9 protein-coding genes are annotated in these 15,598 nt (G+C 72.4%); 2 read left to right on the plus strand and 7 right to left on the minus strand.

What is annotated here, in order from left to right:
- Positions 1-91: 91 nt before the first annotated feature.
- The 4 genes from ACIQPT_RS06330 to ACIQPT_RS06345 all read right to left on the minus strand — a co-directional run bounded on the left by ACIQPT_RS06330 (position 92) and on the right by ACIQPT_RS06345 (position 10,590).
- Positions 92-2,098, minus strand: a complete 2,007-nt coding sequence (locus tag ACIQPT_RS06330; protein WP_401153218.1) for an NAD-binding protein — start codon at positions 2,096-2,098, stop codon at positions 92-94.
- Positions 2,099-2,128: 30 nt separating this feature from the next.
- The gene (locus ACIQPT_RS06335) at positions 2,129-7,147 is read right to left on the minus strand and encodes a DNA repair ATPase (protein ID WP_401153220.1); all 5,019 of its coding nucleotides are present in this window, start codon (positions 7,145-7,147) and stop codon (positions 2,129-2,131) included.
- A gap of 386 nt (positions 7,148-7,533) precedes the next feature.
- Entirely contained in the window at positions 7,534-9,687 is a 2,154-nt protein-coding gene (locus tag ACIQPT_RS06340; protein WP_401153222.1) for a flotillin family protein, read from the minus strand.
- A 216-nt stretch (positions 9,688-9,903) separates the two neighbouring features.
- Positions 9,904-10,590: a hypothetical protein gene (locus ACIQPT_RS06345; RefSeq protein ID WP_401153223.1), complete on the minus strand. Its 687-nt coding sequence runs from the start codon at positions 10,588-10,590 to the stop codon at positions 9,904-9,906.
- Positions 10,591-10,934: 344 nt separating this feature from the next.
- Between ACIQPT_RS06345 and ACIQPT_RS06350 the strand changes: the two genes are divergently transcribed.
- Positions 10,935-12,008, plus strand: coding sequence for a PucR family transcriptional regulator (locus tag ACIQPT_RS06350; RefSeq protein WP_401153225.1), 1,074 nt, complete (start codon positions 10,935-10,937; stop codon positions 12,006-12,008).
- A 33-nt stretch (positions 12,009-12,041) separates the two neighbouring features.
- Here the strand turns inward: ACIQPT_RS06350 and ACIQPT_RS06355 are convergent, their stop codons facing one another.
- Complete coding sequence (locus ACIQPT_RS06355; protein ID WP_401153227.1) at positions 12,042-12,497, minus strand: tellurite resistance TerB family protein; 456 nt, start codon at positions 12,495-12,497, stop codon at positions 12,042-12,044.
- Between the two features lie 228 nt (positions 12,498-12,725).
- On the opposite strand from ACIQPT_RS06355, the gene hemC reads away from it, so the two are divergent.
- Entirely contained in the window at positions 12,726-13,658 is a 933-nt protein-coding gene (gene hemC, locus ACIQPT_RS06360) for a hydroxymethylbilane synthase (protein ID WP_401153229.1), read from the plus strand.
- Between the two features lie 86 nt (positions 13,659-13,744).
- On the opposite strand, the gene ACIQPT_RS06365 is transcribed toward hemC, so the two are convergent.
- A complete protein-coding gene (locus tag ACIQPT_RS06365) occupies positions 13,745-15,019 on the minus strand; it encodes a cation:proton antiporter (RefSeq protein WP_401153231.1) in 1,275 nt (424 codons plus the stop codon).
- 2 nt (positions 15,020-15,021) lie between these two features.
- A complete protein-coding gene (locus ACIQPT_RS06370) occupies positions 15,022-15,492 on the minus strand; it encodes a cation:proton antiporter regulatory subunit (RefSeq protein ID WP_006125863.1) in 471 nt (156 codons plus the stop codon).
- Positions 15,493-15,598: the final 106 nt, after the last annotated feature.

A 15,598-nucleotide genomic window follows, 5' to 3' on the forward strand; every position in this document is an offset into this window, starting at 1 on the left:
GGAACCGGAACCGAGGCCACCCGTCCGCCGCCCCCTACCGCCCCGGCACCACCGACCGCTGCCGCCCCGGCACCACCGCCCCTGCCGCCCCCTACCGCCCCGGCACCACCGACCGCTGCCGCCGCAGCAGCTCCGCGAGCCCCCGGCGGGTGGCGGCGATCACCACCCGGTCCTGGGCGCGCAGGACGTAACCGGGGTGCAGGTCCCAGACCAGGCCGGAGGGCGGCGGCGTCCCGTCGCCCTGCGGGTCGTACGGCGGGATCGCGGCGAGGTCCGGGGTGCGGTCGGCCGGCGGGGTGGCGTCGATGGCCAGGACCCGCCAGGCGCCCGCCCGGAACGCCTGCTCGACCGTGTGGCCCTCCAACTGCGGGTGCCCCGCGACCTCCAGGGCCGCGAACAGCATGACCTTCCGCTCGACCGGGACCGCGCCCAGGATCTGGCGGCCCATCATGGCGACCGCGAAGGACGGGGCGGCCAGGTGGGAGACCGAGCGGGAACGGGTCAGGGCCCCGGGGTGCGCGGTGCGCAGGGTGCGGTAGACGGCGGTGGCGAACTCGTCGTCGTACAGCCGCAGCGCCACCCTCAGGTCCGGCTTCACCGAGCGGGCGTACAGCGCCGCTTCCAGGTTCGTGGTGTCGATGCTGGTGAGGGCGAGGAGGGCGCGGGCGCGGCGGATCTTGGCCGCTTCGAGGACGCCTTCCTGGGTGACGTCGCCGATGACGGTCGGCACATGCATCGAGCGGGCCAGCGGGATGCCCCGCGCCTCGGGGTCCTCCTCGACGACGACCACGGGGATGTCGAGTTCGCGGAGCCGTACGAGGACGCGCGTACCGATCTTGCCGAGCCCCAGCAGCACCACGTGACCCGACAGTCCGCGCGGCGGGCGGCGCAGCGAGGACGCGGTGCGCAGGGTGCCGAACGCCTCCAGGACGGCGGCGAGCAGCAGCGGGAGCAGGAGCAGCCCGGCGACGCCGGAGAGGAGCTGGATGACCTTCCGGGCCGGAGATCCGTCCTCCGACGGGTCGTTCATGCCCAGCAGGTCGAGCAGGGTCAGATAGGTGGAGTGCAGCAGGCCGTCCTCGGTGGTGAGGAGCGAGGCGACCACCAGGGCGAGTGCCGCGACCGCGACGCCGAGGGCCGACCAGCGCAGCCTGCGGGAGAAGACCTGCGAGAGTGGGGCGCCCCGGCCGCCCATGCGGGTGGCCGGACGGTCCGGGTCGGCCCGGCTGACCGCTTCGAGGACCACCGTGCCCCGGCCGGTGGCGGCGGCGACGGCGCTCTCGTCGGGCAGCAGTTGCGGGGCCTCGTCGCCGCTGCTGTCCGAACCCTCCGCGCCCGCCGGGTCGTTGGTGGTGGAGGAGAGCAGGGCGAGGGTGCACAGGCCGGGGTCGGCCGTCTCGCCGGGGCGGGGCGGGGGGCGTTCGGCGGCGCGCAGGAGCAGGCCCTCGGCCTGGATGATCTTGCTGCTGCCGGTCAGGGCGGTGGCGGCGAGGGCCGGGGCGGCGGTGTCGGCGTCGGACAGGACGGTGGTGGAGGCGTCCAGCAGCGCCGGGTCGATGCCGGGCATGGCGACGGCCGCCGCCTGGTCGAGCAGCTCTTCCAGGTGCAGCCCCAGCTTGCGGTTGTAGAGCCGGATGACCAGCCGCAGACGGGGGTTGAGGCGGCGGGCGGTCAGGGCGGCGCGGATGTTGCGCTCGTCGTCGTCGTAGACGAGGGCGAGGGCGGCGGCCCGGTCGACGCCCGCCTCCTCCAGGACGTCGTCGGAGGGCTCGGGGGCCTCCATGATGCGGACGGCCTCGACCCCGGCGTTGGTGTCGCCGCTGCCGCCCCCGGTCGACCCGCCGCCGTTGCCCGCGCGGTTCATCGCGGCCGACATCCGGCCGAACAGGGCGGCTGCCCGCCCCCGTTGGGTCAGCGGCGTCTCGGGGCTGTTCGCGTCCCGGCCCGGGGGCAGGAGCAGGGTCACCCGCTCCCCGTAGACGAAGCGCAGCTCCACGGCGAGTCGGCGCGCCAGCGCGTCGTCACCGCAGACGATCATGTGGCCGGTGGAGGGCGGGCGTCCTGGTTGCTGAGGAAGTGGGGGCACGAAACCCAGCATGCCGTGGTCCTTCCGGCTCGGTCTTCCCGATCAGTGTGGAGTGTTTGTGATCTTCGCACGACGATCGGGAACAGCCCGGTCATTGACCGGGCCTTGGTGACCTTGGTGACCTTGAGGCCCCGCCAGCAGATGCCGGGGGTCCGCCGCCCGCTGGATCGCCGTCTCCACCGCCGCGATCCGGTCCGCGAGGAGTCCGAGCGCGGCCACCGCCCGGGTCATCGGGTCGCCGTCCGGCCCGCCGAGCGCCTGCGTGCGGACGTAGGAGGCGGTGATCGTCGCCCACCGCTCGGTCTGTTCGGCGGTGAGCGTCCCGCGCAGCGCGGCCAGCTTCAGCAGGTTGGCCTCGGCCCCCGTGGTGAGCGTCTGGGCCTCGCCCGCGTAGTGGTCGCCGACGACGGCGGACAGCTCGTCGTCGTTCATGACGGGCACGATCCGCTCGGCGATCTTGTTCATGTTGCGGTAGGAGCCCTGGAGCCGGAACGGCGGCTCGGTGCGGGTGGCGTCGGTCTGCGCGGCCGAGGCGATGTACGCCGCGTTCACCGCGAGCACGGTGTCCCGGGCCGTGAGCAGATGGCGCAGCACGGCCAGGATCCGGTCCAGCTCGGCCGCGCTGTACGGGTGTTCCAGGTGCTCCGCGCGGGCCGCCGGGTCGGTGCCGCCGGCCAGCCGCACCAGCAGCGCCAGGTCGTCCCGGGAGCGGGCGGCCAGCGGGGCGAGGACCGGGTTGGCGGTCAGCGCGTTCTCCACGAAGCTCAGCGCGAAGACGTCGTCCCGGCCGCTGAGGACCTCGCCGAGGTTCCAGACGTCGGCCCGGTTGGCGAGCATGTCCGGGATCCGGAACTGCTCGCCGGACTCGGTGTACGGGTTGCCCGCCATGCACACCGCGAACCGCTTGCCCCGCAGGTCGTAGCTGCGCGGCTCGCCGTCCCGCACGCCCTCGATACGACGGGTGGCGTCGCACAACGGGATGAACTTCTGGAGCAGTTCGGGCGAGGTGTGCTGGATGTCGTCCAGGTAGAGGAGCGTGTTGTTGCCCGCCTCCAGGGCGAAGTTGATCTTCTCGATCTCCTGCTGGGCGGTGGTGCTCGGGGCCTGGCCCGGGTCGAGGGAGGTCACGTCGTGGCCCAGGTTCGGCCCGCTGATCTTGACGAGGACCATCCCGAGCCGGTCCGCGACGTACTCCATCAGCGTCGTCTTGCCGTAGCCGGGCGGCGAGACGAGCAGCAGCATGCCCTGCGAGTCGGTGCGCCGGTCGGCGTCGGCGGTGCCGAGCTGCTTGGCCAGGCTGTCGCCGATCAGCGGCAGGTAGACCTCGTCGAGCAGCCGGTTGCGGACGAACGCCGACATCACGCGCGGCCGGTGGTCGTCCAGCCGCAGCCGGCCCCGCTCGGCGGTCACCAGGGAGGTGCGCAGCCGCTGGTAGGCGCGGAAGCCGGGCACGGTCTCCGCGCGGAACGCGGCGGTACGGGCGAGGAGTTCATCGATCCGTACGGTGAGGGCCCCGCCGCCCGCGATGCGCGGGTGGTCGCCGAGGAGGCCCTCCAGGCGCTCGGTGAGCGGCGCGTCGCACGCGTACCGCTCCAGCTCCGGGCAGAGCTCCACCGCCACGGCCTCGGCCAGGTCGCCGTCGCCGAGGTCCGCCCCCGTGGCCTCGGCGTACGGGGCGAGCCAGCCCTCCACGAGCTGCCGGCGCGCGGGCAGGTCGTCGCCGAGGGCGGCGAGGTCGTCCCCGTACGCGGCGGGGCCCGCCGCCCGGTGGAAGGCGTCCAGGAAGGCGTGGATCGAGGAACCCACGACGAATCCGGCGGGCCCGCTCGTCAGCTCCTCGAAGAGGTACGCGGCGACGGCGTGACCCGGCGCGGCCGGGGACGGGGAGCCGATCGCCGCCGCCCACTCCTCCTGGAGCACCGCGATGGCCGGGGCGAGCCCGAAGGTGTCGCGGGCGCGGGCCAGCGAGACCGCACGCCGGGCCCAGGAGGCGCGCTGCGCCTCCTCGGTGCCGTACGCCCAGAAGAGCTGGGCCGCCGCGCGGACGGCGGGCTCGTGGCGCAGCAGCCCGGCGTCCGCGTGCAGCCGCAGCAGGGCGGCCAGGATCGCGGTGGCGTCCTCGTCGTGGACGCCCCGCGTGTACCCCTCGTCGTACGCCTCGGCAGCCGACTCCCGTACGAGCGTGGCTAGTTCGGCATCGGCGAGCGAGGTGAGCCGGCTCGGCCCGTGCTCGTCGAGGAGGCGGGCGGCCAGGTGCTCGGCGCGGTAGACGGAGGCGTTCTCCGAGGGGAGCAGCTGCTCCCAGTACGGCCGGGCCGCCGCGAACTCCGGGTCGGTGACCGGGGCACGGTAGTCCGTCCCGGTCAGCGCGAAGGCGAGGCTGTCCCCGGACGGCACGAGCGTCAGATCGAACGGCTGGGTGTTCACCGCGAACCGGTGGCGGCCCAGCTTGATCACGGACCCGCCGTCCGCGTACAGCTCGGTGCGGTCGCGCAGGGCGCGGCCGGCCTCCTGGCGGGCCGCCTTCAGCCGCCCGTCCAGCTCCTCGGCCCGTACGGGGTCGCCCAGTTCGCGCAGCTCGTCGGCGGTGCGGCGGACCTTGGCGACCATCGGGTCGGAGGCGAAGTAGGTGTGGACGGCGTCGAGGTCGTCCAGCGAGGCGACCCGCCGGGCGATGGTGTCGAGCACCCGGTCGGCCGACCCGGCCAGCCGCTCGGCGCGCCGCGCCCGCTCGTCCTGGAGGGTCTGCTTGCGCGCCGAGAACGCCTCGTACACCTCGGTGCGGCGCTCGGCCAGCTCGGCGAGGAAGTCGTCGAACTCCGCGAACCGCGACTCCAGGTTCTCCAACTGGAGCAACAGCCTGGCCAGTTGGTCGTCACACGCCTCCGGCGAGTCGGCGGCGGCCTGCGCCCCCGTGACGGCCTGCCCGAGCAGCGCGAACTCGGCGGCGAACTCGGCGCGCCCCTCCTTCGACAGCAGCTCCCGGCGGCGCGCGTCCAGCGTGGCGCGGGCCCGGTTCGCGCCGCCCAGCACCTCGGCGATCCGCTCCAGGATCGACGTACGCACGGTGGCGTCGCCGATCTCCAGACCGGCCACCACGTCGGTGACGGTGGCCAGCCCCTCCGTCATCGCGGACAGCCGGTCGGTCACGGCGGAGGCGTCCCGGACGGTCTCCAGTGCACCCGCGTCGGCGACCAGCCCCGCGATGTCCTCGTGATACCCGTCGAAGGCGTCCTCACGGGCCAGGAAGGACACGGCCCGCTGGGCGGCGGACGCGATGTCGTCCTCGGTCCGGGCGGACAGCTCCGCGATCCGCTCGACGTCGGCGTACCGCATCTCGCCGACCGTCGCCAAGTGCCCGTGCACCTGCCGCAGTTCGGTCAGCCGCTCGACCCAGACGGACGCCGACCCGGGCACCTCGCCGCGCACACGCCGCACCAGCGCGGTGATCCGGCCGGCGGTCTCCTCCAGCGCGTCGGCGGCCCGCCGGGTCAGCTCCTGTACGGCGGTGAACTCGGCCAGCACCTGCTGCGCGGTGGCCCGCAGCTCCCTCAACGGCTCGTCGAGCGAACCCAGTTCGGGATCGGACAGCCAGTGGTACCGGTCCTGGGCGCGGGCGCAGTCGGCGGCGAGCTGCCCGTACACGGCGGTCGTCGGCGTCATGTCCCGTACGCCGTGCGCGAGCGCGAGACAGTCCGAAATCCCGCGTACGAGATCGGCGTTGCCGGTCCGGGCGAGCGGCCCGGTCCCGGCGGGCCGGGCGGCGGCGTAGGTGTCGGAGACGTACGGGGTCTGCCAGCGCTGCAACGGGTGCACGCGCGCGGGCCCGTCCGGGTTGTCCCGGAGCAGGATCAGCGTGCCGTCGTCCAGCAGCGCGTGGCCGCGCCCGGTGAGCGGGGTGGCGACCTCCTGGCGGATCAGGTTGTAGGGGAGGAGGAGGCTGCGGAGGCCGTCGCGGGAGCGGAAGACGTAGAGCACGTCCTCGCCGTTGGGCGAGCGGACGGCGCCCTCGAAGACCGGCTCGGTCAGCTCCTCGGCGGTGTCGAAGGTCTTCGCGGTGCCGGTGGTGAGGTAGTAGCCGCCGGGGAAGATGATCCCCTGGTCCTCGGGCAGCCGGTGACACGCGGGCCCGATGGAGTCGAGCCGCTGGACGCTGGAGAGCAGCGAGTTGAAGACGAGATACCGCCAGTCCGTCTCCTTGTAGGGCCGCACGCGCAGCAGCACCAGCGGCCCGACCTCGGCGTACTCGACGTCGGCGTCGGCCAGCGACTGCAACGGCTCGTCGACGGGCTCCTCGTAGATCCCGTCCGGCGACTCGGTGTCGTCGGTGACCTTGACGGTGAGCGTGCCGCCGAGCGTGTCGACGAAGAGCCCGCCGCCCTTGCCGATCGCGATGTGCGGATGCCGCCCCGGGACGTGGGCCTCGCGCCCCGCCACGGTCCACTCGAAGTCGTGGGACGGCGGGAAGACATGATCCCGCTCGCCCTGCGCGTCGAGGAACGCCCCGGGCGTTCCGTCCGCCCCGAGGGCCCACCGGAGCACCCGGATGTCCTCGGCGTTCTCCCCGGTGCGGAAGACGGCCAGGAGCTTGCCGTTGACCCGGCGCAGCCGCAGCAGCCGGGCGTCGCGGAAGTAGCGGTGGAGGGAGGCGAACTCGCGCCGGAAGCCGTCGTCGTCGAGGAGGGTGGCACCCGCCGTGGGCCCGCCGCCCTCGGCCGCCCCGCTATCGCCCTCCGCGTCCCGTACGAGGAGGACGTCGTCGACCCCGGCCTCACCACGGGCCCCCGGCCCCCGCTCGAACCCGAAGAGCAGCCGGCCGCCCACGGCGACGAGATCACGCGGCACGGAGGCCCGCTCGGTGCGCACCTGCTCGGTGGCCAGCAGCCGCAGCCCGGTCGACCCGAACTCCTCGGTCCGCCGTACGTTGAGCGCCTCGGCCCGCCGCACGAGCTCCCCGGCCTGCGCGGAGAGCCGCCGCCGCAGCACCTCGTAGGCACCGGCATCCACATCGCCCTCCCCGCCCTGAGGCGCGGTGACGGTGGCGGTGTTGTCGCTGTCCATGCGTACGGCTCCCTACGTGTTTCTTCGTCTTCAGCCCGTCGGGCACCTATCCAGCCCGTCCGGCGTTTGAGGACGGACCCCTCGGGCCGGTGGGCCCGCTTCCCGACGTGCGGGGGCGGCCCCGAAATCCAGCCCGTCCGGCATACACCCAGCCCGTCCGGCGTTTGAGGACGGAACCCTTCGGGCCGGTGGGCCCGCCTCCCGACGTGCGGGGCGGGCCCCGAAATCCAGCCCGTCCGGCGCTTGAGGACGGAACCCCCGGCACGGTGGGCCCGCCCTGACGGGCAGGCCAGGCCTGGTGCGCCCACCCCCGTGGGACGCACGCAGACCTTCCGGCCCACGGCCGAGGGCTCCGACCTCAAGCGCCGGACGGACCGGAAGATGCGCTACCCGAGCGCCCCGGCCCCGGCCCCGTTCCGGGCCGCCACATCAGCGGCCGGAGCCACCTTCGTACCGCCCGCCGCAGCCGCCCCCGTCAGCGACGACACCGGCATGTCCGCGAGCCCCAGCTCCTTCGCCGCCGCCAGCAACTGCTGCACCTGCCCCGAAGCCGCCCCCGACGACCCCGGCCCCATCAGCCGCATCAGCAGCGCCGACACCGTCAGGTTCTGCACATCGCCCGTGGAGAACGAGCCCAGCACCCGGCTGATGTCGTCCGTGAAGGACGACGAACCGTCCAGCCACGGCCCCGCCAGCGCCTGCGCGGTCTGCGAGTTGTCCACGAACCCGTCCACCGCCTTGCCGAGCGAGATCGACGAGACGAGCCGGTCGAAGAAGACCGAGTCGCCGCCGACGATGTCGATGTCGGCGTTCTCCAGACCCGTCGCCAGGACCGTCGCCTGCGCCTCGGCGACCTGCCGCTGCACCTCCAGACCGGCCAGCCGGATCTCCTTCTCCGCGTCGAGCCGCAGGCGGTACTCCTCGTGCCCGCGCGACGCCTCGTCCAGCGCCGCCATCGCGGCCGCCTTCTCCGTGAGCCCCGCGGCCTCCGCCTTCAGCTTCTCGCCGATGACCGCCGCGTCGGCGGTCGCCTGCGCCTGCGTGCCCTCCGCCGTGGCGAGCGCCTTGAGCCGCGCGCCCTCCGCCTCGGCCTTGAGCCGGGCCGCCGTCGCCTCGGCCTCCGCGTGACCGGCCTTCTCGGTGACGTCCGCCTCCGCGTCGCGCACCTGCACGGCGGCGAGCCCCGGCGCGGCCGTCTCGGCCTGGACGCCCTCGGCGAGCCGCAGCTTGGCCTGCGCGTCGAGGTCCGCGGTCTTGAGCCGGGCCTCGGCGAGCGTGAGCTGCTCGGCCGCCAGGTGCGTGGAGGCCGCCTCCGCGGCCTCGGCCGCCTTGATGTCCTTGACCAGCTTCTCCTGGGCCTCCGCCTCGGCCGCGATGATGACCGACTTGCGGGCCCGCTCGGCGTCCTCGACGGCACGCAGGGTGAGGATCGACTCCTCCTGCTCGGCGACCGTACGGTCCACCGCGATCCGCTCCCGGATGACGTCGGCGACCTCGCGGCGCTCGGCCTCGACCTCCTTCGTGGCGGCGATCCGGTTCAGCTCGGTCTCGCGCTCGCGCCCGATGACCTCCAGCATCCGGTCCTTCTCGATGCGCTCGCTCTCGACGGCGATGACGCGCTCGCGGTTCTTCTGCGCGACGGCGATCTCCCGCGCCTGGTTCTCGCGCTGGATGCCGAGCTGCTCCTCGGTCTTGATGAACGCGGTCTGCGAACCGAGCCGCTCCTCCTCCTGCACCCGGGCGGTGGCCGCCTCCTCACGGGCGCGCAGCACCTCGACCTCGCGGTGCTGCTTGATCTCCGCCTCGGCCTGCCGGCGCTCCAGCTCCAGGATGGTCTCGCGGGCGTCGACGTTCTGGCGGGTGATCTCCTTCTGCTCGGTGCGCTGGAACTCGTTGGTGCGCACGTGCTCGATCGCCGTCAGTTCGGTGATCTTCCGGATGCCCTGGGCGTCGAGGATGTTGGCCCCGTCGAGCTGGGCCATCGGGGTCTGCTCGAGGAAGTCGATCGCGGCGTCGTCGAGGTGGTAGCCGTTCAGGTCGGTGCCGATGACCTGGATGATCCGGTCCCGGAACTCCTCGCGCTTGGTGTACAGGTCGACGAAGTCGAGCTGCTTGCCGACGGTCTTGAGCGCCTCGGAGAACTTCGCGGCGAAGAACTCCTGGATGGCGACCTTGTCGCTCGCCCGTCCCGTACCGATGGCCTGCGCGACCTTGATGACGTCCTCGACGGTCTTGTTGACCCGGACGAAGAACGTGATCTGGATGTCGGCGCGGATGTTGTCCTGGCAGATCAGACCCTCGCGCCCGGCGCGGTGGATCTCGATCTTCTTCACCGAGATGTCCATCGTCTCGGCCTTGTGGAGCACGGGCAGGACGACGGCGCCGGTGAAGGTGACGTCGACCTTCTTGGTCTTGGAGATGATCAGGGCCTTGCCCTGCTCGACCTTGCGGAACAGCCGGGTGATGACGAAGGCGATGGCGATGACGATGAGCAGGACAACGGCGATGAGCACGCCGATGCCCAAGGAGATGGCATCCATAGAAGAGTCCTTGGCGGCTTGGTGGTACGGAAGTGGCACAAGCGAAGTAGGGGCGGCCGGCCGCTACGGAGACGAACAGGAACCGGCGGCCGGCGTCCGGCGGACGAGCCTCACGGGGCATGTCCGTCAGGGCGATCGGGATTCCGGTGCCTCGGTGCCCCGGAGCCCCGGCCGGATCATCCGGACCGGTCACTCAGGTCACCCAGGTCACCCGGGTCAGCCGTCCGTCCCGCCCGGCAACTGGTGCGGTCGGGTGTTCGGGCCCGGATCGAGCGCCGCGTCGTAGGACGAGACCCAGAAGAACTCGCCGTCCTCGTCGTACGCGTAGAGGAGTGCGGAGCCGCCCATGACGAGCGGTGCTTCCTCGGCGACCGGCTCGGAGAGCCGGGAGGGGGACGCGAAGGGCTCGGCCCTGCGGACCTGCACGATGGCCGTCGATCCGTCGTGGGACACGACCTCGGCCTGGCCGAACGTCGCGGTGACGGAGCCGGTGCGGATCGTGCAGACGCTCCCGACGAAGTCCAGCCGCGATGGCGGAGGTTCCGCCGGGAAGTACCGGCGGAAGCGGTGGACGAGGAGGCGGACGGCTCCCCAGGCGAGGAGCAGCGACCCGGCGAGCACGGCGACGGCGAGCACGGTGCGGGTGGCGGCGCCGGTCTCGCTCCGGTGCAGCAGGACCGTACCGGCCAGGCTGCCGAACCAGGAGAAGACGACCAGCAGTGAGACGGAGACGGTGACCGGGACACCGCCGAGACCGGCCGGGTCGGTGTCGAGATCCCCGTCGAAGGAGTCGTGGCCGGCGGCCCCGGCCAGCACCAGCAGCCAGAAGCAGACGACGACCACCAGAGCGGCGCCGAAGATGACGGCGGGGAATCCGAGTGCCGCGTCCAGGAACTCGCCCATCGGTCCCACCCCCTCTGCGGTTCTGCGCACAGGCCCTGGGGCGGTGCGCGTCCTTGATACCGGTACGGGAGCGGCGAGCGGCCGGTCGGCGGGCGACGGGGCCCCGGCGCCGCGGCGTTGGCGTAACCTGCCGCAGCCGCCGGGTTGTTCCCCCGATCCCCGTGCTCCCCCGTGTCCCCCGTGTGCTTCCCCCGTGTTGTTGCTGACCTGATCCTGTCATCCGGGACCCGCCCAGCGCATTGCCGGATCCCGGCAATCTTTACGCTTTGCTAATGCCGGGCACCGGCACCGCCCCGTGTGCGTTGGGGAAATGACAGGACTGTTGCAAGGCTGAAGGAGAGTGCGTGGCCGAGCCGAGGATTCCCGAGGAAATGCTGGGCAATTATGCCGATATTCTGGGCGAAGTCGCCCTGACCGGCCGGCGCCTGACTCGTAACGAACTGGAGGAGCGCCGCGCGCTGGGACGTGCGGCGGCGGACGCGGGCCATCAGCTGCGTGCCCTGGTGACGATGCATCTGGCAAAGACCCGTGAGGCCTGGCCGCGCGCCGCTGCCGGAAACTCCCCTGCCGTGGCCGACGCCGTCCTGGCCGCGATGGAACAGGCGGTCGACGCGTTCGCCGAGGGCTTCGAGCGCGCCCAGCGGCTCACCGTACGCCGGGAGGAGGCGGCGCGCCGGGAGTTCATCGACGATCTGCTCTACGGGCGCAGCGATCTGGTCCGCCTCGCGGAGCGGGCGGCCCGCTTCGGCCTGCGGCTTTCCCGGGCGCACGCGGTCGCGGTGGCGTCGGGCCCGGAGGCGTACACGGAGACGGACGCGGTGCCGCGCAGTGTGGAGACGGCGCTGCTGACGCGGTTCAGCGGCCGCAAGATCCTGCTGACGACGAAGGACGGCCGGATCGTCTGCATCGCCCCGGGCAGCCAGCCCGACGTCCTGCGCTACTTCGCCAAGCAGGCGCACGCGGCGACGGACGGCGGCCGGGTCGCGGTCGGCCGCCCGCACAAGGGCCCGGGCGGGGTGGTCCACTCGTACGACGAGGCGCTCGAAGCCCTCGATCTGGCGGACCGGATGGGGATGGACGACCCCGTGCTGTACGCCTCGGACCTGATGGTCTATCCGGTGCTGACCCGGGACCGGCAGGCGATGGCCGATCTGGTGCGCAGCGAGCTGGGCCCGCTACAGAAGGCGAGGGGCGGCGCGGAGCCGCTGCTGAACACGCTGGCGGTCTACTTCGACGCGGGCTGTGTCGCCGCCGAGACCGCCCGCCGGCTGGCGCTGAGCGTACGGGCGCTGACCTACCGCCTGGAGCGCATCCACCAGTTGACCGGGTCGGACCCCTCGGACCCGATGCACCGCTACAGCCTGCAGACGGCGGTCATCGGGGCCCGGCTGCTGGACTGGCCGGCCAAGGAGCTGTGACACGCCCCGGCCGGCCCGGGTGTTACGCGCTCTCTACAGGTCGAACTCGTGCGGCGGCAGGTCGAGTGCGAAGCACGCCTCGCGGACGACGGCCTGCTCGGTGGCGTCGAAGTCACCGTCGGCGCCGCCGATGACGATGCCGATCTGGACCACGGCACGCGCCTCGGCCGGCTTCTTCTTCGCCTTGGCGACCTCCTGGAGCACACTGACCTTGCCGAGGGCGAAGTCGGCGGTGAGCTGGTCGACATACGTGTTGAAGCGCCGCTGCAGGTCGTCCGCGGGGAAGTTCTTCAGGACGTCGTTGCTCGCGATGAGCGACGCGACACGCTGGCGCTCGGCCGGGTCGACGGAACCGTCGGCGGCGGCGACCAGAGCGCACATGGCCATGCTCGCGTCCCGGAACGAGCCCGACTTCAGCTCGTTCTTCTTCGCCTCCAACTGCGTCTGCATCGACGACGCGGATTCCTTGATGCGATCCCACAGAGCCATGACATCTCCCTACGTCGAGCTACGTCGAGCATCTCTACAAACGTGTAGAGATTAGCAGTCGGCGAACTCCAGGGCGCTGGATTCGGACGGCTCCACCCTCCCCCGGAGAACGACCGGACGGATGTCGTCCCGTACAGGTGACCGATACCCAACACCCTTTGCAGAAACCGGAGATGGTGGCCGGGTCCGGTCGGCGTAACCCGCCTCCGAGCCTCTATCGTGGATGCCATGTCCGCCGATCTGATCCGTATCGTGTCCCGTGACTCCCCCATGGCGCTCGCCCAGGTCGAGCGCGTGCGCGCCGAGTTGGCCGAATCCCGCCCCGGCATCCGTACCGAGGTCGTCCCGGTCAGGACGACCGGCGACAAGTGGATGGGCGACCTCAGCGCCGTCGAGGGCAAGGGCGCGTTCACCAAGGAGGTCGACCAAGCGCTCCTCGCCGGGGAGGCGGACCTGGCGGTGCACTGCGTCAAGGACATCCCGGCGGACCGGCCCCTGCCCGCCGGCACGGTCTTCGCCGCCTTCCTCCGGCGCGACGACATCCGCGACGCCCTGATCCACCCCGGCGGGCTGACCCTCGACGAACTGCCGCCCGGGACCCGGATCGGCACCTCGTCCGTACGCCGCTCCGCGCAGCTCGCCGCGTCGCACCCGCACCTCGACTGCGTACCGATGCGCGGCAACGCCAACCGCCGGCTGGAGAAGCTGGCGGCCGGCGAGGCCGACGCGCTGCTCCTGGCGGTGTCCGGCCTGGAGCGCATCGACCGTACGGACGTGATCACCGCGATCCTGTCGCCCGAGGTGATGTGCCCGCCGATCGGCGCGGGGGTCCTCGCCCTCCAGTGCCGCGAGGGCGACGACGCCGTCATCGACCTCGTGAGCGGCCTCGGCGACCCGGCGGCCCACCGCGAGACGACCGCCGAGCGGATGTTCCTCCATGTGCTGCAGGGCCACTGCAACAGCCCGATCGCCGGGTACGCGCAGGTCGAGCGGAACGGCGATCTCTCGCTGCGGGCGAAGGTGTTCACGCCCGACGGCAAGACCGTGCTGAACGCGCACGAGTGGGCGGGGCCCCTGGACCCGGCGACCCTGGGCACGTCGGTCGCGGTGGCGCTGCTGCGCCAGGGAGCGCGGGAGCTGATCGACGGCATCGCGCACTGACCCGTGCCACGACGAAGCCCCCGGACACGACTGGGTGTCCGGGGGCTTCGCAGTGACGTAACCCGTGAGCGATGGCAGGTGCGCGGCTACTCGCGCGTCTCGCCGGCCGGCTCCGGGGTGAGGTCGTCGTGCTCCGGGCGCCGGCGCTCGGGGGCGGACTTCGCGATGGGCTCCTTCTCCGCCGCACCGCTCGCGTCCTTGCCGCCGCCACGACGGGCCTCGATCTTCGCGGCGAGGGGCTGCGTCCACCGGGCGGTGAGCGGGCCGACGATGACGAGGATCAGGACGTACGCGGTGGCGATGGGGCCGATGCGCGGCTCGGTGGCCACGGCCAGACCGGCGATGACGATGGAGAACTCACCGCGCGCCACGAGGGTGCCGCCCGCCCGCCAGCGCCCGGGCGAGCCGACTCCGGCGCGCCGGGCCGCGTAGTAGCCGGTGGCGATCTTGGTGAAGGTGGTGATGATGGCGAGCAGGGCCGCGGGCAGCAGCACCGGCGGGATGTCGGCCGGGTTCGTGGAGAGCCCGAAGAAGACGAAGAACACGGCGGCGAACAGGTCCCGCAGCGGCGTGAGCAGCTTGCGGGCGCCCTCGGCGACCTCGCCGGAGAGCGCGATGCCGACGAGGAACGCGCCGACGGCCGCGGACACCTGGAGCTGCTGGGCGACACCGGCGACCAGGACGGTCAGGCCGAGGACGACCAGGAGCAGCATCTCCGGGTTGTCGGAGGAGACCGCGCGGCTGATCAGACGGCCGTGGCGGAGCGCCAGGTAGAGGACGAGCCCGACGGCCCCGAGCGCGATCACGAGCGCGAGGCTGCCGCCGGCCAGGCTGACGCCGGCGAGCATGGCGGTGAGCAGCGGCAGGTACACCGCCATCGCCAGGTCCTCCATGACGAGGACGCCGAGGATGACGGGTGTCTCACGGTTACCGAGCCGGCCGAGGTCGGTCATGACCTTGGCGATCACCCCGGACGAGGAGATCCAGGTGACACCGGCGAGCGCGACCGCGCCGACGGGACCCCAGCCGAGGATCAGCGCGGCGACGGCGCCGGGAATGGCGTTGAGCGCGAAGTCCACGGCACCGGACGGGTATTGCGTCTTGAGACTGGTGACCAGCTCGGACGCGCTGTATTCGAGACCCAGCAGCAGAAGCAGCAGGATGACGCCGATCTCGGCGCCCACCATGGTGAATTCCTCGCTGGCGTCGAGCGGGATCAGCCCGCCGTGTCCGAACGCCAGCCCGGCGAGGAGGTAGAGCGGGATGGGGGAGAGCCCGATCCGCCCGGCGAACCGTCCCACGAGCCCCAGCCCGAGGATGACGGCCCCCAGCTCCACCAGCAATGCAGTCGTGTCATGCACGGTCAGCCCTCCGCAATGATCTCGGAGAGCGCGTCGACGCCCTCACGCGTACCGACGGCGACGAGTGTGTCCCCGATGGCCAGTCGAAAATCCGGTTCCGGCGACGGGTGCGCGCTGTGGGTGCGCAGCACCGCCACGATGGACGCCCCGGTCCGCGTCCGCGCCCGCGTCTCCCCCAGCAGCCGCCCGCCGTACGGGGATCGGGACCCGAGCGGGATGTGCTCGGTGACGAGGTCGATGCCCTCGGTCCGTACGGCGTCGATGGGCGCCGGATCGATGAGGTGGGCGAGCGCGGTGGCCTCGGACGTCGTCAGGGGGACGGAGAGTTGGCACGAATCAGGGTCGTCCTGTTCGTAGAACCCGATGAACCGGCGACCGTCGTGGTGGACGACGACCGAAATGTGCTGCCCCGTCTCGGTCGTGAAGTCGTACTGAGCACCCACTCCGGGCAGTGACGTACGGCGGGTTCCCATGGCTTCCTCCCGAGACGTGCGGCGGTGCGCGCGCACTTGGTGATCTCTTTATCCGGCCATTACCCTATCGGGCAGCGGAATTCCGTCGAGGGGCCGTAGCCGGAAG

Source organism: Streptomyces sp. NPDC091289, from assembly GCF_044757365.1.
GTDB lineage: Bacteria > Actinomycetota > Actinomycetes > Streptomycetales > Streptomycetaceae > Streptomyces.